At 70.6% G+C, this 20,625-nt stretch carries 19 protein-coding genes and 1 pseudogene; 15 read left to right on the forward strand and 5 right to left on the reverse strand.

Features of this window, described 5'->3' with window-relative positions; all coding sequences use genetic code 11:
- Window positions 1–111: 111 nt before the first annotated feature.
- Window positions 112–783, forward strand: coding sequence for a class II aldolase/adducin family protein (locus BM419_RS12755; RefSeq protein WP_091926659.1), 672 nt, complete (start codon window positions 112–114; stop codon window positions 781–783).
- Window positions 784–795: 12 nt separating this feature from the next.
- On the opposite strand, the gene BM419_RS12760 is transcribed toward BM419_RS12755, so the two are convergent.
- Together BM419_RS12760 and frc are read right to left on the reverse strand one after the other, a co-directional pair.
- Entirely contained in the window at window positions 796–1,728 is a 933-nt protein-coding gene (locus tag BM419_RS12760) for a methionyl-tRNA formyltransferase (RefSeq protein ID WP_091926660.1), read from the reverse strand.
- Window positions 1,729–1,917: 189 nt separating this feature from the next.
- A complete protein-coding gene (frc, locus tag BM419_RS12765) occupies window positions 1,918–3,195 on the reverse strand; it encodes a formyl-CoA transferase (protein ID WP_020092016.1) in 1,278 nt (425 codons plus the stop codon).
- A gap of 471 nt (window positions 3,196–3,666) precedes the next feature.
- Between frc and BM419_RS12770 the strand changes: the two genes are divergently transcribed.
- Window positions 3,667–3,945: a hypothetical protein gene (locus BM419_RS12770; RefSeq protein WP_012319741.1), complete on the forward strand. Its 279-nt coding sequence runs from the start codon at window positions 3,667–3,669 to the stop codon at window positions 3,943–3,945.
- A 5-nt stretch (window positions 3,946–3,950) separates the two neighbouring features.
- On the opposite strand, the gene BM419_RS12775 is transcribed toward BM419_RS12770, so the two are convergent.
- Window positions 3,951–4,643, reverse strand: coding sequence for a hypothetical protein (locus BM419_RS12775; protein WP_091926661.1), 693 nt, complete (start codon window positions 4,641–4,643; stop codon window positions 3,951–3,953).
- A 438-nt stretch (window positions 4,644–5,081) separates the two neighbouring features.
- Here BM419_RS12775 and BM419_RS12780 point away from each other — a divergent pair, with 438 nt between their 5' ends.
- From BM419_RS12780 to BM419_RS12790, 3 genes are read left to right on the forward strand one after another with little or no spacing between them, the layout of a single operon-like run.
- Window positions 5,082–6,962: an MHYT domain-containing protein gene (locus BM419_RS12780; protein WP_091926662.1), complete on the forward strand. Its 1,881-nt coding sequence runs from the start codon at window positions 5,082–5,084 to the stop codon at window positions 6,960–6,962.
- Window positions 6,962–7,414: a response regulator gene (locus tag BM419_RS12785; RefSeq protein WP_020092019.1), complete on the forward strand. Its 453-nt coding sequence runs from the start codon at window positions 6,962–6,964 to the stop codon at window positions 7,412–7,414. Before BM419_RS12780 ends, BM419_RS12785 begins: the two co-directional genes overlap by 1 nt.
- The gene (locus BM419_RS12790) at window positions 7,411–8,475 is read left to right on the forward strand and encodes a sensor histidine kinase (protein ID WP_020092020.1); all 1,065 of its coding nucleotides are present in this window, start codon (window positions 7,411–7,413) and stop codon (window positions 8,473–8,475) included. Before BM419_RS12785 ends, BM419_RS12790 begins: the two co-directional genes overlap by 4 nt.
- A gap of 10 nt (window positions 8,476–8,485) precedes the next feature.
- On the opposite strand, the gene BM419_RS12795 is transcribed toward BM419_RS12790, so the two are convergent.
- On the reverse strand, window positions 8,486–9,049 hold the full coding sequence (locus BM419_RS12795; protein WP_020092021.1) for a TetR/AcrR family transcriptional regulator: 564 nt from the start codon (window positions 9,047–9,049) through the stop codon (window positions 8,486–8,488).
- Between the two features lie 139 nt (window positions 9,050–9,188).
- Between BM419_RS12795 and BM419_RS12800 the strand changes: the two genes are divergently transcribed.
- The 4 genes from BM419_RS12800 to BM419_RS12815 all read left to right on the forward strand — a co-directional run bounded on the left by BM419_RS12800 (window position 9,189) and on the right by BM419_RS12815 (window position 14,832).
- Window positions 9,189–10,250 carry an efflux RND transporter periplasmic adaptor subunit gene (locus tag BM419_RS12800; protein WP_244540762.1) on the forward strand — a complete coding sequence of 354 codons (1,062 nt, stop codon included), beginning with the start codon at window positions 9,189–9,191 and terminating at the stop codon, window positions 10,248–10,250.
- The gene (locus BM419_RS12805; RefSeq protein ID WP_091926664.1) at window positions 10,247–11,344 is read left to right on the forward strand and encodes an efflux RND transporter periplasmic adaptor subunit; all 1,098 of its coding nucleotides are present in this window, start codon (window positions 10,247–10,249) and stop codon (window positions 11,342–11,344) included. The genes BM419_RS12800 and BM419_RS12805 overlap by 4 nt, the downstream gene beginning before the upstream one ends.
- A gap of 22 nt (window positions 11,345–11,366) precedes the next feature.
- Entirely contained in the window at window positions 11,367–14,432 is a 3,066-nt protein-coding gene (locus BM419_RS12810; protein WP_091926665.1) for an efflux RND transporter permease subunit, read from the forward strand.
- A gap of 178 nt (window positions 14,433–14,610) precedes the next feature.
- Window positions 14,611–14,832 carry a hypothetical protein gene (locus BM419_RS12815; RefSeq protein WP_012319732.1) on the forward strand — a complete coding sequence of 74 codons (222 nt, stop codon included), beginning with the start codon at window positions 14,611–14,613 and terminating at the stop codon, window positions 14,830–14,832.
- Window positions 14,833–14,847: 15 nt separating this feature from the next.
- Here BM419_RS12815 and BM419_RS12820 read toward each other — a convergent pair whose 3' ends face one another.
- Window positions 14,848–15,225: a 4a-hydroxytetrahydrobiopterin dehydratase gene (locus tag BM419_RS12820; RefSeq protein WP_020092026.1), complete on the reverse strand. Its 378-nt coding sequence runs from the start codon at window positions 15,223–15,225 to the stop codon at window positions 14,848–14,850.
- A gap of 184 nt (window positions 15,226–15,409) precedes the next feature.
- On the opposite strand from BM419_RS12820, the gene BM419_RS12825 reads away from it, so the two are divergent.
- From BM419_RS12825 to BM419_RS12850, 6 genes and pseudogenes are all read left to right on the forward strand, one after another.
- Window positions 15,410–16,390: an ABC transporter substrate-binding protein gene (locus BM419_RS12825; RefSeq protein ID WP_091926666.1), complete on the forward strand. Its 981-nt coding sequence runs from the start codon at window positions 15,410–15,412 to the stop codon at window positions 16,388–16,390.
- 60 nt (window positions 16,391–16,450) lie between these two features.
- Complete coding sequence (locus BM419_RS12830) at window positions 16,451–17,188, forward strand: ABC transporter permease (RefSeq protein WP_056528723.1); 738 nt, start codon at window positions 16,451–16,453, stop codon at window positions 17,186–17,188.
- Entirely contained in the window at window positions 17,169–17,903 is a 735-nt protein-coding gene (locus BM419_RS12835) for an ABC transporter ATP-binding protein (protein WP_091926667.1), read from the forward strand. The genes BM419_RS12830 and BM419_RS12835 overlap by 20 nt, the downstream gene beginning before the upstream one ends.
- A gap of 174 nt (window positions 17,904–18,077) precedes the next feature.
- Window positions 18,078–18,185 (forward strand): annotated as a pseudogene (locus BM419_RS32855) (isocitrate lyase/phosphoenolpyruvate mutase family protein); the annotation flags it as partial.
- A gap of 291 nt (window positions 18,186–18,476) precedes the next feature.
- Entirely contained in the window at window positions 18,477–19,694 is a 1,218-nt protein-coding gene (locus BM419_RS12845) for an MFS transporter (protein ID WP_091926668.1), read from the forward strand.
- 50 nt (window positions 19,695–19,744) lie between these two features.
- On the forward strand, window positions 19,745–20,617 hold the full coding sequence (locus BM419_RS12850; RefSeq protein WP_091926669.1) for a LysR family transcriptional regulator: 873 nt from the start codon (window positions 19,745–19,747) through the stop codon (window positions 20,615–20,617).
- The last annotated feature ends 8 nt before the right edge of the window (window positions 20,618–20,625 follow it).

Here is a 20,625-nt window from a genome sequence, read left to right on the forward strand (position 1 = left end):
GGCCCCGATCGCTCGGCGCCGCGGCGCCGAACCGAAGCGAATGAGCCCGGCGCCGTCTTTACGGCGCCGGGCTTCCTGCATACCGGGAACCGGGCCTTCCGGAGATCGGGCATGGACAGGGACGAGCGGATCGCGCGCGAGGGCGTCGTGGCGACGGCGCGGGCACTCGACGCACAGGGGCTGAACCGCGGCACGTCGGGCAATGTCTCGGTGCGCTTCCGCGACGGGCTCCTGATCACCCCGTCGGGCGTGCCCACGGATCGGATCGAACTGGACGACGTGGTCCGGATGGGTCTCGACGGCACCCACGTGCCGGATCGGAAGCCGTCATCGGAATGGCGCTTCCACCGGGACATCCTCGCGTCCCGTCCGGAATTCCACGCCGTGGTCCACGCGCATCCGGTCTACTGCACCGCCTTCGCGATCTGCGGAGAGGCCATCCCGGCGATCCACTACATGATCGCGGCCTTCGGCGGCCCGACGGTACGCTGCGCGCCCTACGCGCCCTACGGCACCGCGGAACTCTCGGACCTCGCCCTCGCGGCGCTCGTCGACCGCAACGTCTGCCTCCTCGCCAATCACGGCATGATCGCGGCCGGGGCGAGCCTGGAGAAGGCCCTGTGGCTCGCCGTCGAGCTGGAGACGCTCTGCCAGCAATACGCCGTCGCGCGGCAGATCGGGACGCCGATCATCCTGTCCGACGACGAGATCGGCACGACGGTCGAGCGCTTCCGCGGCTACGGTCTGAATGCGGCGCGGCGGACCGCGCCGGAGACGACCTGAGGCGCGGCTGACCTAGCGCCCGAGAAACTGACCGACCGCCAGCCCGGCCTCCCGGGCGTACTCGGCGGCCGCGACCTTCTTGCCGCCCTCCGCCTTGACCTTGCGGATCTCGAGCCGCCCGCCCTGCGCGCAGACGCTGAAGCCCTCGTCGTCGACGGCGATCACCTCGCCGGGCTTGCCGACGACGTCGGCGAGCTTGCGGATCCGATGCAGGCCGCAGTCGAAGATCTGGAGCTTCTTGCCGTCGTGCGTGGTCCAGGCACCGGGCGCCGGGTTCGCCGCGCGGATCAGGTTGTAGATCTGCTCGGCGTGGGCCGACCAGTGGATCTCCGCCTCGGCGCCGCGGAACCAGCCCTCGTAGCTCGCGGCGTCCTCGTCCTGATCGATCTCGACATGCTGGCCGGCCACGACGAGGTCGGCCGCCTCGAGCATGGCCTCGACGCCCATCGGGAACAGGTTGTCGAAGTAGACGTCGCCCAGGGTCGCGTCGGCGCCGATCGGGCAGGATTTCTGCAGGATCACCGGCCCCTCGTCGAGGCCGTCGGTCGGCCGGAAGATCGTCAGGCCGGTCTGCAACTCGCCCCGGGCGATCGGCCAGTTGATCGAGGACGGGCCCCGGTAACGCGGCAGCAGGCTCGGATGATACTGGATGGTGCCGTGCTTCGGGATGTTGACGAAGCTCTGCGGCGCGAACTGGAGCACGTAGGCCATGATGCCGATATCGGCGTTCAGGCCGCGCATCGCGTCCTCGGCCTCGGGGCTCTTCAGGCTGGGGAACTGGAAGACCGTCAGCCCCTTCTCGACGGCCGCCGTCTTGAGGACATCCGGCTTGGCACCGGGCTTCTCAGGCGCGCAGAACACCGCCGCAACCTCATCGCCTCGTTTGAGGAACGCCTCCAGGACCGCTTTTCCGAAATCCTGTTGACCGATGAAGGCGATGCGCATGCAGGCTCCTGGGTGTCATCCGGACCCTGAGCGGGGCCGGGGAGAAACGAACCGAACGCGGGCTCGGCGGCGCGACCGTGCCTCGGCTGTCGAACGGCGTCACCCGGAATCCGGGGCCGCGCTTCACGCACGCCCCCGGATTGTAACATCGGCGATCCGGGATCTCGCCCCCGGATCGCCGGAGACCGATCACTCCGCCGCGATCTTCTGGACCGCGCCGATCGCGCCGGACTCGGCGATCTCGCCGACCTCGGCCTCGGAGTAGCCGAGCACGGAGCGCAGGATCTCGTCGGTGTGCTCGCCGAGGAGCGGCGAGCGGGTGACCTCGCTCGGGCTCGCCGAAAGCTTGATGGGGTTGCCGACCGTCAGGTACTTGCCGCGGGTCGGGTGATCGACCTCCACGATGGTGCCGGTCTTCCGCAGGGACTCGTCCTCGGCGATCTCCTTCATCGACAGGATCGGGCCGCAGGGGATGTCGTACTTGTTCAGGGTGTCCATCACCTCGAACTTCGAGACCTTCATCGTCCACGCTTCGATCCGCGTGAAGATCTCGTTGAGATGCGGCAGGCGGGCCTTCGGGGTCGCGTAGTTCGGATCGGTCTTCCAATCCGGCTCACCGATGATGTCGCAGATCGGCTCCCAGACGGCGGCCTGGGTGATGACGTAGATGTAGGAGTTCGGGTCCTGCTCCCAGCCCTTGCAGCGCAGGATCCGGCCCGGCTGGCCGCCACCGGAATCGTTGCCCGCACGCGGGGTCGCCTCGCCGAACGGGATGCCCTCGCCGAACTGGCTGTACTCCCTGAGAGGCCCGTGCGCGAGACGCTGCTGGTCGCGCAGCTTGACCCGGCAGAGGTTGAGCACGCCGTCCTGCATGGCACAGTCGACCTTCTGGCCGAGGCCGCTCTGGGTCCGGTGGTAGAGCGCCGTGACGATGCCGAGGGCTAGGTGCAGGCCGGTGCCGGAATCGCCGATCTGCGCGCCCGTCACCATCGGGATTCCGTCGCGGAAGCCCGTCGTCGACGCGGAGCCGCCGGCGCACTGCGCGACGTTCTCGTAGACCTTGCAATCCTCGTATCGGCCCGGACCGAAGCCCTTCACGGAGGCCAGGATCATCCGCGGGTTGACCTCGTGGATCTTCTCCCAGGTCAGGCCCATGCGGGCGAGGGCGCCGGGCGCGAAATTCTCGACCAGGACGTCGCATTCCTTGATCAGCCGCCAGAGAACCTCCTTGCCCTTCGGGTTCTTCGAGTCGAGCGTGATCGACCGCTTGTTGTGGTTCAGCATCGTGAAATAGAGGCTGTCCACGTCCGGGATGTCCTGAAGCTGCTGACGCGTGGCGTCCCCCGCGCCCGGCCGCTCGACCTTGATGACGTCGGCGCCGAACCAAGCCAGGAGCTGCGTACAGGTCGGGCCGGATTGAACGTGGGTGAAGTCCAGGATGCGGACGCCTTCGAGGGCCTTGGTCATGATCGGTCTCGGAGCTGGAGTCGATTTGGGGATGTCGGAGGGCGGCTCAGGCCGCGCGGGATATCGGTTCGATGCCTGCACGGGCCCGTGTCGCGCGTGCCGCGACTGAGGAGCAGAGGCCTTCCATCCTCGAACGGATCATGTCTGTTCTCCCTCCCACAGCGCGGTCCCGTCGTATCGCGACACCGTCACGCGGACCCGGGGTGACGAGTCCGCCAATTTGTATACCACATGCCATTTGCTGGATGCGAGTGCCTATTGTGGACACCTCCGGCAGCGGCCGATGGCCGACCGTAAGCCGGTGCGGGCTCGCGCTCAACACGCTGCACAGCGTGCATGGGGTCCGGGGCGGCGACCCCTTGGCATTCGCCGACAGGCGGTCCATGATTTCGCCAAAATTGCCCCAGCCGCGGGATGAAAAACGCGTCGCGGCCGTGGGTGAAACGATGCAACGCTGCACGAGGAACGCCCATGCTCGCCAGCACCAGCCTGATCAAGTCGTCCTGGATCGCCGTCGACGTCGCCCACGACCGCGCCGAGCGCGTCCTGGTGGTCGAGACCTACATCGCCGTCAGCCCGCTCGAACCGAATTACGACGCCGCGCAGTACGAGCGGGTGCTCGCCTGCGTTCAGAAGGTGCTCAAGACGCACCCGGAGATCGACCGCGCGTCGATCCTGAGCATGCATCGCGGCTCCGGCTGTACGGCTCTGTTCCGTGACACGCCCGCGAAGCAGCCCGCGGCGGCCTGAGGCGTTCAGGCCTCGCCGCCCTCGGTCGGTCGGGACAGGTCCGGCGGCTCGAGGGCGACGCGGGCCGCGTGGAACCACCAGAGCGGGATGTCGCGATTGGCCTTCGCCAGTTCCGACGCCCATCCCTCCTTGGGCATGACGTCGGCCCGGTCGGCGAACAGGCGCAGCGCCGCCTCCGCGCGTTCCCGTCGGCACCGCTCCTCGATCGCCCGCCGCTCGGCCTCGGCGCGGGCGTCGGTCTGCTCGATGAGGCGCCGGGTCGCGAGATCGTCGGCGTCGAAGGCGAATTGCTGCCAGAAGGCCTCGGCTTCCCGCGCGACATCCCGCTCGCGGCGCAGCGTCGCGAGCGCTTCCTCCGCGGTGTGCCGCGCCGTCTCGGCGGCCTCGGCGCGGGCGACGAGGCGGTTGTTCGCCTCAAGCAGCTCCCGCTCGCGCTCGGGCGACATCCGCTGCCGGCGCAGCACCCGCAGTTCCTCCTCGTCGGCATGGCGGGCGGCCATCAGGTCCGCGAGCGGACCGGCCGCCAGGGCGTCGGCGGATCGGCGATAGTGCTCGCGCAGGCCCGGGTGGCGGGCCTCAAGGTCCGTGTCGGTCCAGGCGGCGCGATCCTCCCCGTCCGTCCGCTCGCAATCGTACAGAGCCTGCGCCAGGGCTTCGCGCAGGTCGTCCGGAAATCGTGCCGCGGCGTGTCCGTTCATGAACCTGCATTCGCGTTGAGCGATCGACAGAACCTAGAACGCGCGCGACCGCCGGGAGAGACCGTCGCTGTGTGACGAACGCGTTTTTTTTCGACGCGGCTCGGCCGCGCGGCGGCGGCGATACGCGCCTGTCCACCGAGGCATTCCGGCCGGGATGACAGCGTCCCCGTCATCCAGCCTCTGGCGCGCATCCTGTCTGCCGGTCTCGTCTGACCGGGGTCGCGGAGGATCATCGCTGACCCTGCTTGCCTGAGCCTGTGTGGTGCGCACCGGGATGCCGATCGCGGTGGCCGATCCGTTCGGGTCCCGGCGCCGGTCTCGGTGCTCGCCGACGCGGCTCGATGTTCGGGAGCTTCATGCGTCTCGGAATCGCGATAGCGCCGACGGATGAGCCGGGATACATCGCGAGGAGGTTCCTTCACGCGTCGATCGCAGTCGATGGTCCATACTGGCTACAATCCGGCGCTGGTCGCCCTGTCGATCGGCCTCGCGGTCTTCGCGTCCTACACCGCGCTGGACCTGGGCGCGCGGATCCGCGGGCCCGTCGCGGGACCGCGCTGGCCGTGGATCGCCGGCGCCGCCCTCGCCATGGGCGGGGGCATCTGGTCGATGCACTTCATCGGCATGCTGGCCTTCGAGATGGGCCTGCCGGCCGCCTACGATACCGGGCTCACGCTCCTGTCCCTCGCGATCGCCGTCGCGGCGACCGGCGCCGCCTTCCTGTGGGTGGCGCGCGTCGGCGAGGGGACCGGCAGCCTTCTCGTCGCCGGCCCGCTGATGGGCCTGGGCGTCGCAGGCATGCACTACACCGGCATGGCGGCGCTGCGGATCCCCGGCGACCTCGCCTATAGCCCGGCGATCATCGCGCTCTCGGTGGCGATCGCCGTGACCGCGGCGACCGCCGCCCTGTGGCTCTCCTTCCGGCAACACGGCGTCTGGCAGAAGCTCGTCGCGGCCTGCGTGATGGGCCTCGCGGTGGCGGGCATGCACTACACCGGCATGGCGGCGGCGACGATCACCGCCGAGGCGGGCGGCGCCCACGCCGCCCACGCGGTGACCAGCGCCCCGGCTCAGCAGAACCTCGCCCTCTACGTCGCCGGTGCCACGTTCCTCATCCTGTTCCTGGCGATGCTCGCCTCGTCGCTGGACCAGCAGCGCGTGCAGCGCGAGCTCCAGGCGAGCGAGGCGCGGTTCCGGGCCGCCGTGCAGGCCGTGCGCGGCGTGCTCTGGACCAACGATGCGACGGGCCGGATGCTCGGCGAGCAGCCGGGCTGGAGCGCGATCACCGGTCAGACGCGGGCGGAGTATCAGGGCTACGGCTGGGCCGACGCGGTCCATCCCGACGACATGGAGGCCTCCGTCGAGACGTGGAACGCGACCGTCCGGGCGCGGCGCACCTACGTCCACGAGCACCGGGTCCGGGTCCGCGACGGGACGTGGCGACACTTCGCGATCCGCGCCATCCCGGTCCTCGACGCGCGCGGCGAGATCCGCGAGTGGGTCGGCGTCCACACGGACATCACCGAGCAGCGTCAGGCCGAAGCCGACCTGCGCGAGTCCAACGAGGAGATCCAACGCTACGCCTACATCGTCAGCCACGACCTGCGCGCGCCGCTGGTCAACGTGATGGGATTCACGAGCGAGCTGGAGGCGACCCGGACCGAGGTCGCCGCGGCCCTCCGGGATCACCCCGCGGCAGAGCGGCTCGACGCCGATTTCGGCGAGGCGCTCGGCTTCATCAAGGCGGCGGTGAACCGGATGGAGGGGCTGATCGCCGCCATCCTCAAGCTCTCGCGAGAGGGCCGGCGACAATTCTCGCCCGAGGCCCTCGACATGATGAGCGTGCTCCGCGGCGTGGCCGATGCCCAGCGGCATCAGGCGGAGGCGGTCGGGGCCACGGTGACGATCGCCCGCGACCTGCCCGAGATCGTCGCCGACCGGCTCGCGATCGAGCAGGTCTTCGGCAACCTGCTGGACAACGCCGTGAAATATCTCGACCCGAGCCGGCCCGGACGGATCGCCGTCACGGCCAAGGCCGTGGGCGAACGCGGCGTCTGCTTCTCCGTCGCCGACAACGGCCGGGGGATCGCCGCGCGGGACCATGCCCGCGTCTTCGAACTCTTTCGCCGATCGGGCGCCCAGGACCGCCCGGGCGAGGGGATCGGTCTCGCCCACGTGAAGGCGCTGGTGCGCTCGTTCGGGGGCCGGATCGAGATCCGTTCAGAACTCGGTGTGGGCACGACGTTCGACGTGACCTTGCCGCACGGGACAGCTACAGCGGTCCGGATCGACCCCGAACCGGCGCCCATCGCCGCCTAATGAGCGTGGAGCGGCCCGTGCACCCCGTCAGCATCGTGATGATCGAGGATGACGAGGGCCATGCGCGCCTGATCGAGCGCAACATCCGACGCGCCGGCGTCAACAACGACATCGTGCCGTTCCGCAACGGCACTTCGGCGCTGGACTATCTGCTCGGGCCGGACGGCTCCGGCGAGGCGAGCGCCCGACGGCACCTGCTGATCCTGCTCGACCTCAACCTGCCGGACATGACCGGCCTCGACATCCTCGAGAAGGTGAAGGCGAACCCGCACACGCGTCGGTCCCCGGTGGTTGTCCTGACCACGACGGACGACAGCCGCGAGATCCAGCGCTGCTACGACCTCGGGGCCAACGTCTACATCACCAAGCCGGTGAGCTACGACGGCTTCGCGAACGCGATCCGCCAGCTCGGGCTGTTCTTCTCGGTCATGCAGGTTCCGCAGAACCCATGACCGCTCGGCGTGCCAGCGGGGACGGCACCGCCGCGGCGGCACGCATCCTCTACATCGACGACGATCCCGGCCTCGGCCGCCTGGTCCGGCGCGCCCTCGAGGCGCGCGGCTACGCGGTCGAGCTCTGTCCCGACGGCGCGGCGGGGCTGGCGCGGCTCGCCCAGGGCGGGATCGACGCCGTCGCCCTCGACCACCACATGCCGGGACAGACGGGCCTCGACCTGCTGCCCGAGATCCGCGCGCTGCCCGAGGCGCCGCCGGTCATCTACGTGACCGGCTCCGAGGACAGCCGCGTCGCCGTGGCGGCCCTGAAGGCCGGAGCGGTGGACTACGTCTGGAAGGACGTCCAGGGTCAGTTCCGCGAGCTGCTCGGCGAGGCCGTCGCCACCGCCCTCCGGCAGGAGAGCCTGCGGCGCGACAAGGAGCGGGCCGAGGCCGAGATGCGCGAGGCGCGCGACCGCGCCGAGCTGCTGCTGCGCGAGGTCAACCACCGCGTGGCCAACTCCCTGGCCCTCGTCGCCGCCCTGGCGCACATGCAGCGCAACGCCGTCACGGACCCGGCCGCCAAGGCGGCGCTCGACGAGATGCAGGCCCGGATCTCGGCGATCGCCGGCATCCACCGCCGCCTCTACACGTCCGACGACGTCGAATCCGTCGAGCTCGACGCCTACCTGCAGAGCTTGGTCGAGGAGTTGCAGGCCGCCATGCGGGCGAGCGGGCGCGACCACGCGATCCGCCTTCGTGCCGCGCCGGTGCGGCTCTCGACCGACAAGGCCGTGTCGGTCGGCGTGGTCGTGACCGAACTCGTGACCAACGCCTACAAGTACGCCTACCCGGTCGGCACGTCGGGCGAGATCCGCGTCGCGGTCGAGCGGGACGCCGCCGACACCGTGCTGCTCGCCGTCGAGGATGACGGTATCGGCTGGACCGGGGAGGGCGAGGTCCGCGGCACCGGTCTCGGGTCGCGCATCGTGCGCGCCATGGCGTCGAACCTGCGCTCGGCCCTGTCGTATGCCCCCCGAAGCGCCGGGACGCGCGCCGTCCTCGCGTTCCAGGCCTGAGCGTCCGGATCTAGCCGCCGGCTCGCCCGGCGATGCGGTCGAGGGCCTCGAGCATCGGCGCCAGGGCGTCCTCGTCGAGTTGCTGGAAGCCCAGCGCCCGGCTCATGAACAGACCGAGGATGGCGAAGTACAGGACCGAGCCCTCGCCCGGGGGAGCGCCCTCGATCCGTCCGAGCTGGTCCAGCTGATCCGCGACGAACGCCTGGAAGTCTTTCTGCGCCTCCGGTGACTCCATCGATGCCAGGAGGAGTGCGCGCGCCGCTTCGTTGTCGTCGCAGTAGTGCCCGCGGATATGCGCCACCATCGCCCTGGGAAGCTGCGACGGGCCGGCCGGTATCTCCCGCGCGCAGGCGTCGATCTCCGCGCGCACGTCCGCGAGCTTGCGGGCGACCAGCGCCCCCACCAGCGCGTCCTTCGACGCGTAATGGTGCAGGACGCCGCCTTTGCTCAGCCCGGCCTCGGCCGCGACCGCGTCGATGGTCAGCCCGCGGACGCCTCCCTTCAGGAGAACGGCCGCGGCCGCCTCCAGGATGATCTCGGGGCGCGCCGCCAGTCGCTGTCGCTTCGCCTGCATCACGGACCTGCACTAAAAACCGTCTGGACGGTATGTAACGGATGGCGTAGGAACGCGCCACGCAATTCGCACGAGTCGCGCCGACACGGTCGATCGCATGAACCGCATCGCCTTCCTTCCATCGGCATCCGCGCTGCTGATGTTAACCACGCTCGCGTCGATCGGGTGCGCCCAGGCCGCGCCCGAGACGGCGCTCGACTCCGCCGTGGCGCGCGTGCGGGTCGTGCAGGCGCGTCGCACACCGATGGCGCTCGACGTGGTGGTGACCGGCGATGTCCAGGCCCAGGCGCAGGTCAACGTCTCGTTCCGGACGAACGGGAAGGTCGCCGAGCGGCGCGTCGAGGTCGGCGACCACGTCTCGGCCAATCAGGTCCTTGCCGTCCTCGAACCCCTGACGCAGCAGGCGAATCTCGACAACGCCAAGGCCGCCCTGGCTTCGGCCGAGGCGCTGCTGACGCAGGCGAAGATGTCGTACGAGCGCCAGAAGCAGCTCCTGGCCGGCGGCTTCACGACCCGCTCGACCTACGACAACGCCGAGCAGGAGCTGCGCACCACGCAGGCGGCGGTCGACTCGGCCAAGGCGGCGCTGGGAACCGCGCAGGAGCAGTTCTCCTATACCGAGCTGCGCGCGGGCGTGTCCGGCGTGGTGACGAGCCGCAGCTTCGAGGTCGGCCAAGTGGTCCAGTCGGGCCAGACCGTGCTGGTCGTCGCGCAGGACGGGCCCCGCGACGCGGTCTTCAACGTCTACGAATCGCTGCTGGCCCAGCCGCCGGCCGGCGACACCGTCGCGGTGGCGCTGCAGTCGGACCCGTCCGTCACCGCGGTCGGGACCGTGCGGGAGATCTCTCCCACCGTGGATGCCGCCAGCGGCACGGTCCGCGTCAAGATCGGCCTTAAGTCGACGCCCGCCGCCATGGGGCTCGGCGCCGTCGTGATCGGCCGCGGGCGCTTCGCACCGCACGAATCGGTGATCCTGCCCTGGTCGGCGCTCTACCGCTACGACGGGAAGCCCTCGGTGTGGGTCTACGATCCGGACCGGAAGACCGTCTCGGTCCGCGCGGTGGAGATCGATCGCTTCGGCCCCGATATCATCGCGCTGAAGCGCGGCGTCGAGCCGGGCGAGCGCGTGGTCGTCGCCGGCATCCAGTTCCTGCGTCCCGGCCAGACGGTCGCGGCCGCCGAGATCGGAGACCGCCCATGACGGCGCGCGCGTATCTCGTCCTGGGCCTCCTCGCGACGGCACTGGCCGGGTGCAACGGTCACGGCGAGGAGGAAGGCGAGGCCGCGGCGGCCCCGGTCCGTCCGGTGCTGACGCAGGTTGTCGTACCGAGTGACACCGTCACGTTCGGGCCGTTCGCCGGCACGATCGAGCCGCGCTACCAAGCGCAGCTCGGCTTTCAGATCCCCGGGCGCATGGTCGCGCGGGACGTGACGATCGGCGACCTCGTCACCCGCGGCCAGCGCCTCGCGGCCCTCGACACCATCGTGACCCGTTTCGACCTGACCCGCGCCGAGGCCGACTTGGCCGACGCGAAGGCGCAGGCCGAGAACGCAGAGGCCGCGGAGTCGCGGACCCGGCGCCTGATGACCGGCAACGCCGTCTCCCAGGCGACGCTCGATCAGGCTGTCGCCAAGCGCGAGACCGCCCGGGCCCGGGTGGATCAGGCGATGGCGAGCCTCCAGAAGGCCCGCGACCAGATGGGCTACACTGAGCTGAAGGCCGAGTTCGACGGTGTCGTGACCCAGCGCCTCGCCGAGGTCGGCCAAGTGCTCAGCGCCGGCCAGGGCGTCGTGACCGTGGCGCGGCCCGACGTCCGCGAGGCGGTGGTCGACATTCCCGAGGCCCATGTCGGGGCTCTGCCGTCGGACGGCGTGTTCACCGTCGCGCTCCAGAGCGCGCCGGAGCTGACGGCGCGCGGGCGCGTCCGCGAGATCGCGCCCCTCGCCGAGTCGGGGACGCGGTCCAAGCGCATCCGGATCACCCTGGACGATCCCGGCCCGGCCTTCCGGCTCGGCGCGACCATCAACGTGTCGCTCATGCGCAAGGTCGCGCCCACCGTCCTTCTGCCCGCCTCGGCGCTGCTTGAGGACGGTGACCGCCGCTCGGTCTGGGTCGTCTCGCCCGACGGGAAGTCGGTAGCGCGCCGCGACGTCACCGTGGCGGCGCGGGACAACGCCGAGGACGGCCGCGTCGCGGTCGTCGCCGGCCTGAAGGCCGGCGAGCGCGTCGTGGTCGCGGGCGTCCACGTCATCAAGGAAGGCCAGGCCGTGCGCCTGACCGACGGCGCCGTCTGATCCGGCCGCACGGGGTTTTCGCGTGAAGGACTTCAACCTTTCCGACTGGGCGCTCGGGCACCGCTCGTTCGTCTGGTTCCTCATGCTGGTCTCGCTGATCGCGGGCCTGATGGCCTACACCCGCCTCGGCCGTGAGGAGGATCCGCCCTTCACCATCAAGACCATGGTGGTGCAGACCACGTGGCCGGGCGCGACCATCAAGGACACCCTCGATCAGGTCACCGACCGGGTCGAGAAGGAGCTCCAGCAGCTCAACGGCCTCGACTTCGTCCGCAGCTACACGACGCCCGGATCGTCGACAGTCTTCGTCCAGTTCCGCGACACGCTGAAGAAGAACGAGATCCAGCCGGCCTTCTACCAGGTCCGCAAGCGGCTCGGGGACATCAAGGGTCAGTTCCCGGAGGGCGTGCAGGGTCCGTTCTTCAACGACGAGTTCGGCGACGTCTACGGCAATATCTACGCGTTCACGGCCGACGGCCTGACGCACCGGCAGCTGCGCGACTACGTCGAGGGCATCCGCACCGAGGTCCTGCGGGTGCCCAATATCGGCAAGACCCAGCTGATAGGCACGCAGGACGAGACGATCTACCTCGACTTCTCCACCCGGAAGCTCGCCGGCTACGGCATCGATTTCCAAGCCCTGATCAAGGCCCTGCAGGCGCAGAACGCGGTCTCGGCCTCCGGCGTGGTGCAGGCCGGGCCGGAGCGCATCTCGCTGCGGGTCAGCGGCTCCTTCGCCTCCGAGGCCTCGCTCCAGGACTTCAACCTGCGGGTCAATGACCGTTTCTTCCGCCTCGCCGACATCGCCGAGATCAGCCGCGGCTACGAGGATCCGCCCGCACCGCTGTTCCGGGTGGACGGCAAGCCCGCGATCGGCCTCGCCATCGCGATGCGTCCGGGCGCCAACCTGCTGCATTTCGGAGAGGCGCTGAAGGAGCGCATGCGCGCCATCGAGGCCACCCTGCCGCTCGGTGTCGGCGTCCATCTCGTGTCGGACCAGCCCAAGCAGGTCGAGCACGCGGTCGGCGGCTTCACCCAGGCGCTGGTCGAGGCCGTCATCATCGTGTTGGGCGTGAGCTTCGTGAGCCTCGGCGTCCGGGCCGGCCTCGTCGTCTCCGTGTCGATCCCGCTCGTGCTGGCGATCGTCTTCGTCGTCATGCAGATCATGGACGTCACGCTCCAGCGCATCTCCCTCGGCGCGCTGATCATCGCGCTCGGCCTCCTCGTCGACGACGCCATGATCACCGTCGAGATGATGGTGGCCCGCCTGGAGCGGGGTGACACGCTGCGGAAGGCCGCCACCTTCGCCTACACGTCGACGGCGTTCCCGATGCTGACCGGGACGCTCGTGACGGTGGCGGGCTTCCTGCCGATCGGCTTCAACGGCTCCGGCGCCGGCGAGTACACCTACTCACTGTTCGTGGTGATCGCGGCCTCGCTGCTGGTCTCCTGGGTCGTGGCGGTCCTGTTCGCGCCGCTCGTCGGCGTCACGCTGCTGCCGAAGACCATGAAGCACCACACGGAGAAGGAGGGGATCTTCACGCGCCTGTTCGTCTGGGCGCTGCGGCTCGCCATGCGCTGGCACTGGACGACAGTGGTGGTCTGCCTCGGGCTGATGGCGGCGGCCATCGTCGGGATGGATCACGTGCAGCAGCAGTTCTTCCCGTCCTCGGACCGGTCCGAGGTGCTGGTGGACCTGACCCTTCCGCAGAACGCCACCATCGCCGAGACCCGGGCGCAGATGGACCGGTTCGAGGCGAACCTGAAGGACGATCCGGACGTGACGAGCTGGTCGTCCTACGTCGGCGAGGGCGCGGTGCGCTTCTACCTCCCGCTCGATCAGCAGCTCGCCAACGCGTTCTTCGGCCAGATCGTCATCGTCACGAAGTCGCTGGAGGTGCGCGACCGCGTGATGGCGCGCCTGCAGACGATCGGCCTGCGCGACTTCGTCGGCACCGACGTGCTGGTGCAGCCCCTGAGCCTCGGGCCGCCCGTGGGCCGGCCGGTGCAGTACCGCCTCAGCGGCCCGAACATGGAGACGGTGCGCCGCCTGTCGCTCGACCTCGCCAACGTGGTGGCGGCCGACAAGCGCCTCGACGTGCCGACCTTCGACTGGAACGAGCCCGGCAAGGTGCTGCGCGTCGAGATCCTCCAGGACAAGGCGCGCCAGCTCGGCGTGACCAGCCAGGACGTCGCCGGCATCCTGAACGGGATCGAGGGCGGGCAGGCGATCACGCAGGTCCGAGACTCGATCTACCTCGTCAACGTCGTCGGCCGCGCCCGCGCCGCCGAGCGGTCCTCGCTGGACACGCTGCAGTCGCTGCAGGTCGGTCTCGCCAACGGCACGGTGGTGCCGGTGCTCGCCTTCGCGCGGATCGGCTACGATCTCGAGCAGCCGATCGTCTGGCGCCGCGACCGCCTCCCGACCGTGACGGTGCGCGCCACGATCCACGACGCGACCCAGCCGGCCACCATCGTGGCCGCCCTGCAGCCCGGCCTCGACGCCTTCATCAAGGCCCTCCCGGAGGGCTACACGGTCCAGACCGGCGGCGCGGTCGAGGAATCCGCCAAGGGCCAGGGCCCGATCGCGGCCGTAGTCCCGGTCATGCTGCTGGCCATGGCGTTCCTGCTGATGATGCAGCTCCAGAGCTTCGGCCGGATGCTCCTCGTCTTCACCGTGGCGCCGCTCGGCCTGATCGGCGTGGTGCCGGCGCTGCTCCTGTTCGACAAGCCGATGGGCTTCGTCGCCATCCTGGGCATCCTGGCGCTCATCGGGATCATCATCCGCAACGCGGTGATCCTGGTGAGCCAGATCGAGGAGTTCCGGGCCGAGGGGATGGCGCCCTGGCAGGCGGTCTTCGAGGCGACCCACCACCGCATGCGGCCGATCCTCCTGACCGCCGCCGCGGCGAGCCTGGGCCTGATCCCCATCGCCCGCGAGGTGTTCTGGGGGCCGATGGCCTTCGCGATGATCGGCGGGATCCTGGCGGCGACCTTCCTGACGCTCCTGTTCCTGCCCGCGCTCTACGTCGGCTGCTACCGTATCCGCCCGGAGACGGGCGGCGCGCCGGCGGCCCACGCCGGCTGATCGGCCGGCTCACGCGATCGCGGCGCCCGCGGGCGCCGCGAGGAACGGTCGGCCCGCCCCTCCGCCCCCTCAGGGCGGGCCGACCGTGACCAAGTTTCACGCGGGCTGGACCGCACCGCCGGAAACCCGGCGGTACTCCCGCGCGTAGGGTGCGACGGAAACGAGGACCGTCTTGCCCATGAACGCCTTCATCGCCGTCGTCCTGGTCTGCGCCAACGGGATCGCCCAGGATTCCTGCACGGACGCCCAGGCGCTCGAGGTCCGCAAGGTCCGGGTCGCCAACGAACTCGGCTGCGCCACCGGCTGGCAGGAGATCATCGCCCGCACCGAGCTGCGCGAGGAGATCGGCAAGACCGCTTACCTGAAGACCGAGTGCCGCCGGGTGAAGGAGCCGCGGTGACGCACGCGGCGGCCGCTACTTCTCGTACTTGATGTAGGCGAAGCGCGGATCGGTCGGGGTGCCCTCGAGCCCCTGTCCCTCCAGGCCCGGCTGCCAGGAGACGACCTCCTCGATCTTCCGGGCGAGGGCGAAATCCTTGTCGGTGATGCCCTTGGCCGCGTGGTTCATCAGCCGGACCTCGACCCAGGCGTAGGAGGCCGTGATGTCCGGATGGTGCCACGCCGCCTCGGCGAGGTGGCCGACCGTGTTGATCACCATCAGGGTGCTCTTCCAGCCGGACGTCTTGTAGGTGCGCCGGATCCACCCGTCCTCCAGCCGCCAGGCGGGCAGCTCGGCCTTCAGCCGCGCCTCCACGGTCGCGTCGTCCAGTGCGCCCTCGCGTCGCTCGCTCATGATCCATCTCCGATGAAACCGTCGCGGCCGAGGGTGCCGCCGCGGCCGGTTGCGCGCAAGCGTGTTTGCCACGGTGGACTGAAACCGGTGTGAGCCCTATGACCTTTTGGCAATGGCGTCCGGCTCGATCGGCACTCCAGTCTGCCGCCGCTGAAGACTGCGCAATACGATGGGAGAAGGCGTGATGCTGTCACGGCGCGCGATGCTCGCCGGGAGCCTGCTCGGCGGCCTCGGCCTGCGGGCGGCGCGCGCCGACGTGCCGACGATCCGCCTCGGCAGCCTGCCCTTCGGCACGTCCACCTGGGAGGCGGCGGTGATCAAGGCCCGCGGCCTCGACACGGCCAACGGCTTCGAGCTCGACGCGGTCAAGCTCGCCGGCAACGACGCGGCCCGGATCAGCTTCATCGGCGGGCAGGTCGACACGATCATCGGCGACCTGCTCTGGGCTGCCCGCCTCGGCAACGACGGCCAGGCGGTCCGCTTCATCCCGTACTCGACCTCCGAGGGCGGCGTGATGGTGCCGGGCGGCAGCCCGGTGAAGAGCCTCAAGGATCTCGCGGGCAAGCGCCTCGGGGTGGCGGGCGGCCCCCTGGACAAGAACTGGCTCCTCCTCCGGGCACAGGCCAAGGACGCGGCCGGCATCGACCTCGAGCAGGCCGCCGAGATCGCCTACGGCGCCCCGCCGCTGATCACGCTGAAGCTGGAGCAGGGCGCCCTCGACGCGGCGCTGACCTACTGGACCTACTGCGCCCGCCTCAAGGCCAAGGGCTATCGGCAGCTGGTCGGGGCCGAGGACATCATGCACGCCCTCGGGGTCCCGGGCGACGTGGCGCTGATCGGCTACCTGTTCCAGGACGCCACCGTGAAGGAGAAGCCCGCGGCCGTGGCGGCCTTCGCCCGGGCCTCGCGCGCCGCCAAGGACATGCTCGCCTCCGACCCGAGCACGTGGGAGATCGTGCGCCCGCTGATGGCGGCGGAGGACGAGGCGACCTTCGAGGCCCTGAAGCACGATTTCCTGGCCGGCATTCCGCGCCGCTCCATCGCGGAGGAGCGCGCCGACGCCGAGAAGCTCTACGCGGTGATGGCGCGGCTCGGCGGCGCCCGCCTCGTCGGAAAGGGCAACGCGCTCCCGCCGGACCTCTACTACATCGGCCGCAATGGTTGAGGCGGCCGCCCGGCGGGCGCGCGTGTCGACCGTCAAGACTATCAGGATCATCGGGACCGCATGGGCGCGCTGACCCGTATCGCGTCCCTGGCCGTGCTCCTCGCCGCCTGGCAGTTCGCCGCGATGGAGGCGGGCTCGCGCCTGCTGCCGGCGCCCCTCGCGGTGCTGCGCTTCATCGTTCAGGAGGCGGAGCGCGGCGACCTCGCGCACAACGTGGGCATGACGCTGCTCCGCGTGGCGATCTCCTTCACCGTGGCGATGGTCCTCGGCGTCCTCCTCGGCGTCGCGCTCGGACGGTCCAAGGCCGCCGACCTCACCCTCGACACGCCGCTGCTCGTCCTCCTGAACACGCCCGCCCTGGTGATCACGGTCCTGGCCTATGTCTGGGTCGGCCTCACCGAGACCGCCGCGATCCTGGCGGTGGTGCTCAACAAGCTGCCGAACGTCGCGGTGATCGTGCGCGAGGGCGCGCGGAATCTCGATCCCGGGCTCGACGAGATGGCCCGCGCCTACCGGCTCGACCGGCGCAGCTGGGCCCGCGACATCCTGATCCCGCAGCTCCAGCCCTACATGGTCACGGCGGCGCGGTCGGGTCTCTCGCTCGCCTGGAAGATCGTGCTGGTCGTGGAGCTGCTCGGGCGCCCGGACGGGGTCGGCTTCGCGATCAACTACTACTTCGTCCAGAGCACCGACGTGGCGGCCATCATCGGCTACAGCCTCGTCTTCATGGCCGTGATGATCGGCATCGACGTCCTCCTCCTCCAGCGGCTCGAAGCCTATGTCCGTCGCTGGCGCTGAGCCCGTCCTCCAGGTCGCGATCGCGTCGAAATGGTACCGGCCCGCCCGGGCCGAGGCGGTCGAGGCCGTCCGGAACCTGACCTTCAGCGTCGGCGCCGGGGAGATCGTCTGCCTGATCGGGCCGTCGGGCGCCGGCAAGACCACCACCCTGCGGATCCTGCTCGGCCTCGACACCGCCTTCGAGGGCCGCGTCTCCGGCGCGGACCTGGCGGGCATCGTGTTCCAGGAGCCGCGGCTGCTGCCCTGGCGCAGCGTCGAGCACAACGTCCGCCTCGGCCTGCCCCGGGCACGGCGCGGGCGCGATCTCGACGATCTGTTCGCGCGGCTCGGCCTGACGGCGTGGCGGACGCGCTACCCGAAGGCCCTGTCGCTGGGCATGCAGCGGCGCGTGGCGCTGGCGCGCGCCCTGGCCGACGGCCCGCGCGTCCTCGTCCTCGACGAACCGTTCGTGTCCCTCGACGACGCCGCCGCCGCGGAGCTGCGCGGCCTCGTGGTGGACACGGTGGACCGGGCCGGCATGAGCGTGCTGATGGTGACGCACAACGTCGCCGAGGCGATCGGGATCGCAGACCGGCTGCTCCTCGTGTCGCGGCGCCCGGCCAGTCTCATCGCCGACGTCCGCCTCGACCGGCCGCGCCGGGAACGCGACCGCGCCTGGGCCGAGGCGACGCGGGCGAACCTCGCCGCGCAGCATCCGGAGATCATCGCGCAGTGACGCGTGTCGCGCCGGCCGTTCGGCCGATGCAATCGGTCCAGATCGGCCACTGCGTTCAGCGCACCTCCCGAACGGATCGTTGAACCTCCCTCCATCTCAAACTCGGACGATCCCCGGCCAGGCAGGCCATCCCCCCGCGGGACCCGATTGGCGTAGGGGCGCCCGAGGGAGGTGCGGATCAGTATCGGCGGGTCGTTCGCGCGGGCGGTCCTCGGCGGTCTCGCGCACGCGGCGCGGGAGGTGCTGCAACGCGGCACCTTCAGCGACGCGGCGGAGGCCGTGTCGGGCAGCGGGGCAAAAGCCTACAGGGCTGAAGAGCCGCGGCAGGCGCGACCGCTCGGGATCGCTGCCGCACGGCGGGAGATCCTGCGGCGAGCATGCACCGATCGACCCGGATACGCGAGTTGCGGCGAAGGACCGGGCGGCACGGTTTGTCATCGCGTCGCGATACGGACGAGAACGCCGCCGCTATACCGGTGCTCTCGTCGAACCGGCCCACCCGAGGTCGGCCCCGCGCCGCGATGAACGCCGGACCGGCCGGCCGCGGAGCCTTGTCGAATCCAGAGCGTCCCGATGTCCCGCACATCCCCCTCGGCCATCGACCGCGCGCCCGTCGCCGACCGGTCGGGCACCGGCAACGTGGTCAGGCTGGCCGTCGCGCAGGCCCTCGCCGGCGCGAACTCGACCGTCGTGTTCGCGACGGGCGCGGTCGTCGGCAACATGCTCGCGCCCAGCAAGGTCCTGGCCACATTGCCGATCTCGATCTTCGTGGTCGGGATGGCCGCCTGCGCCCTTCCGACCGGCAGCATCGCCAAGCGCCACGGGCGCCGCACCGTCTTCATGGTCGGCACCGGGTGCGGCGTGCTCGTCGGCCTGCTCTCGGCCTGGGCGATCGTCGCGGCCAGTTTCTGGCTGTTCTGCGCGGCGATGTTCCTCGGGGGCGCCTACGCGGCCGTGGTCTTCTCGTTCCGCTTCGCCGCCGCGGATTGCGTTCCGGCCGACCGCCGCCCGCGGGCGCTGTCGGCCGTCATGGCCGGCGGCGTCTTCGGCGGGGTGATCGGGCCGCAGCTCGTCACCCACACCATGGACCTGTGGCCTCCCTACCTGTTCGCCGCCACCTTCCTGGCCCAGGCCGCCGTCGCCGCCGCGGCCGCCCTGATCCTGGCGGGCGTTCGCCTGCCGCGGCCGGCCGCCGGGTCCGTCTCGGGCGGACGACCGCTGGCCGTCATCCTCGCGCAGCCGCGCTTCGTGATCGCGGTGATCTGCGGGGCCGTGTCCTACCTCCTGATGAACTTCGTCATGACGGCCGCCCCGCTGGCCATGCGCCTGTGCGGCCACGCGCAGGAGGATGCCAATCTGGGCCTGCAGTGGCACGTCATCGCCATGTACGGCCCGAGCTTCTTCACCGGGCGGCTGATCACGCGCTTCGGCGCGTCCCGCGTGGTGGCGACCGGCCTCACCTTGACGGGGGCGGCCGCGCTCGTCGGACTCGCGGGCGCGGACGTCGGGCATTTCTGGCTGTCCCTCATCCTCCTCGGCGTCGGATGGAACTTCGGCTTCGTCGGCGCCTCCGCGATGGTGCTGGACTGTCATCGCCCGGAGGAGCGGACGCGGGTGCAGTCGATCAACGACTTCATCGTGTTCGGAATGGTGGCGGTCGGTTCGTTCTCGTCCGGGGGCCTGCTGACGAGCTACGGCTGGGACACGGTTCTCTGGGTGTCCTTCGCGCCCTTGGCGCTGGCCGCGACGGCGCTCGCGCTCACGACAGGGCGCGGCGCGAAGGCGTGGTAGCCTGGATCGTCCCTCGCGGTCGCAGAGCCCGTCGATGAACCCTCGATCAGTTGCGCATCTTCGTGGCGGTCGCAGAGCGTCAGCACGTCACCCGCGCGGCCGAGGCCTTGAACATCGTGCAGTCCGCGGTCAGCGCCGCGGTGTCCGGGCTGGAAGAGCGCCACGCGGTGAAGCTGTTCCACCGGGTCGGCCGCGGGATCGAGCTGACCGATGCCGGTCGCGTCTTCCTCGAAGAGGCCCGTGCGGTCCTCGCCCGCGCCGAGGCGGCCGAGCGGGTCTTGGCCGACCTGAGCGGCCTGCGGCGGGGAAGCCTGCGCGTTCACGCGAGCCAGACCATCGCCAGCCACTGGCTGCCCCGCCACCTCGTCGCGTTCCGGGCCGCCCATCCGGACATCACGATCCGGCTCGCCGTGGGCAACACCGCGGAGGTGGCGCGGGCGGTCGCCGATGGTTCGGCCGAACTCGGCTTCGTCGAGGGCGAGGTCGAGGATCCGGTCCTGGCGAGCGCGGCGGTCGCGCAGGATCGGCTCGTGCTCGTCGTGCCGGCCGGCCACCCCTTCTCGGCCCGGGAGACCCTGACGGCCGCCGATCTCGCGGGCCACCCGTGGGTGCTGCGCGAGGCGGGTTCCGGAACGCGCTCCGCCTTCGAGGCGGCGCTCGCGGCGGCGGGGCTGGCGCTCGCGGATGTGGCGGTGTCGCTCGAGCTGCCCTCCAACGAGGCCGTGCTCGCCGCGATCGAGGCCGGGGCCGGTGCGAGCGTCCTGTCGGAGGCGGTCGTGGCGAGCAAGCTGGCCGCCGGCGCGCTCGTCGCGCCGCCGTTCCCGTTGCCGGCACGGACCTTCCGGATGCTGCGCCACAGGGAGCGGTACAGGAGCCGCGCCGCGGACGCCCTGCTCGGCCTGATCCGAGACGGGGCGCCGTGAGCGGCGCA

Source organism: Methylobacterium sp. yr668 (genome assembly GCF_900116245.1).
Lineage (GTDB): Bacteria > Pseudomonadota > Alphaproteobacteria > Rhizobiales > Beijerinckiaceae > Methylobacterium.

Bases quoted from the DNA above. Each gene is read 5' to 3' on its own strand.
- BM419_RS12790 (WP_020092020.1), top strand. From the start codon at position 7,411: ATGACCGCTCGGCGTGCCAGCGGGGACGGCACCGCCGCGGCGGCACGC.
- BM419_RS12760 (WP_091926660.1), bottom strand. From the start codon at position 1,728: ATGCGCATCGCCTTCATCGGTCAACAGGATTTCGGAAAAGCGGTCCTG.
- BM419_RS12830 (WP_056528723.1), top strand. From the start codon at position 16,451: ATGGGCGCGCTGACCCGTATCGCGTCCCTGGCCGTGCTCCTCGCCGCC.
- BM419_RS12785 (WP_020092019.1), top strand. From the start codon at position 6,962: ATGAGCGTGGAGCGGCCCGTGCACCCCGTCAGCATCGTGATGATCGAG.
- BM419_RS12775 (WP_091926661.1), bottom strand. From the start codon at position 4,643: ATGAACGGACACGCCGCGGCACGATTTCCGGACGACCTGCGCGAAGCC.
- frc (WP_020092016.1), bottom strand. From the start codon at position 3,195: ATGACCAAGGCCCTCGAAGGCGTCCGCATCCTGGACTTCACCCACGTT.
- BM419_RS12755 (WP_091926659.1), top strand. From the start codon at position 112: ATGGACAGGGACGAGCGGATCGCGCGCGAGGGCGTCGTGGCGACGGCG.
- BM419_RS12820 (WP_020092026.1), bottom strand. From the start codon at position 15,225: ATGAGCGAGCGACGCGAGGGCGCACTGGACGACGCGACCGTGGAGGCG.
- BM419_RS12845 (WP_091926668.1), top strand. From the start codon at position 18,477: ATGTCCCGCACATCCCCCTCGGCCATCGACCGCGCGCCCGTCGCCGAC.
- BM419_RS12835 (WP_091926667.1), top strand. From the start codon at position 17,169: ATGTCCGTCGCTGGCGCTGAGCCCGTCCTCCAGGTCGCGATCGCGTCG.
- BM419_RS12825 (WP_091926666.1), top strand. From the start codon at position 15,410: ATGCTGTCACGGCGCGCGATGCTCGCCGGGAGCCTGCTCGGCGGCCTC.
- BM419_RS12770 (WP_012319741.1), top strand. From the start codon at position 3,667: ATGCTCGCCAGCACCAGCCTGATCAAGTCGTCCTGGATCGCCGTCGAC.
- BM419_RS12780 (WP_091926662.1), top strand. From the start codon at position 5,082: ATGGTCCATACTGGCTACAATCCGGCGCTGGTCGCCCTGTCGATCGGC.
- BM419_RS12795 (WP_020092021.1), bottom strand. From the start codon at position 9,049: ATGCAGGCGAAGCGACAGCGACTGGCGGCGCGCCCCGAGATCATCCTG.
- BM419_RS12800 (WP_244540762.1), top strand. From the start codon at position 9,189: ATGTTAACCACGCTCGCGTCGATCGGGTGCGCCCAGGCCGCGCCCGAG.
- BM419_RS12815 (WP_012319732.1), top strand. From the start codon at position 14,611: ATGAACGCCTTCATCGCCGTCGTCCTGGTCTGCGCCAACGGGATCGCC.
- BM419_RS12805 (WP_091926664.1), top strand. From the start codon at position 10,247: ATGACGGCGCGCGCGTATCTCGTCCTGGGCCTCCTCGCGACGGCACTG.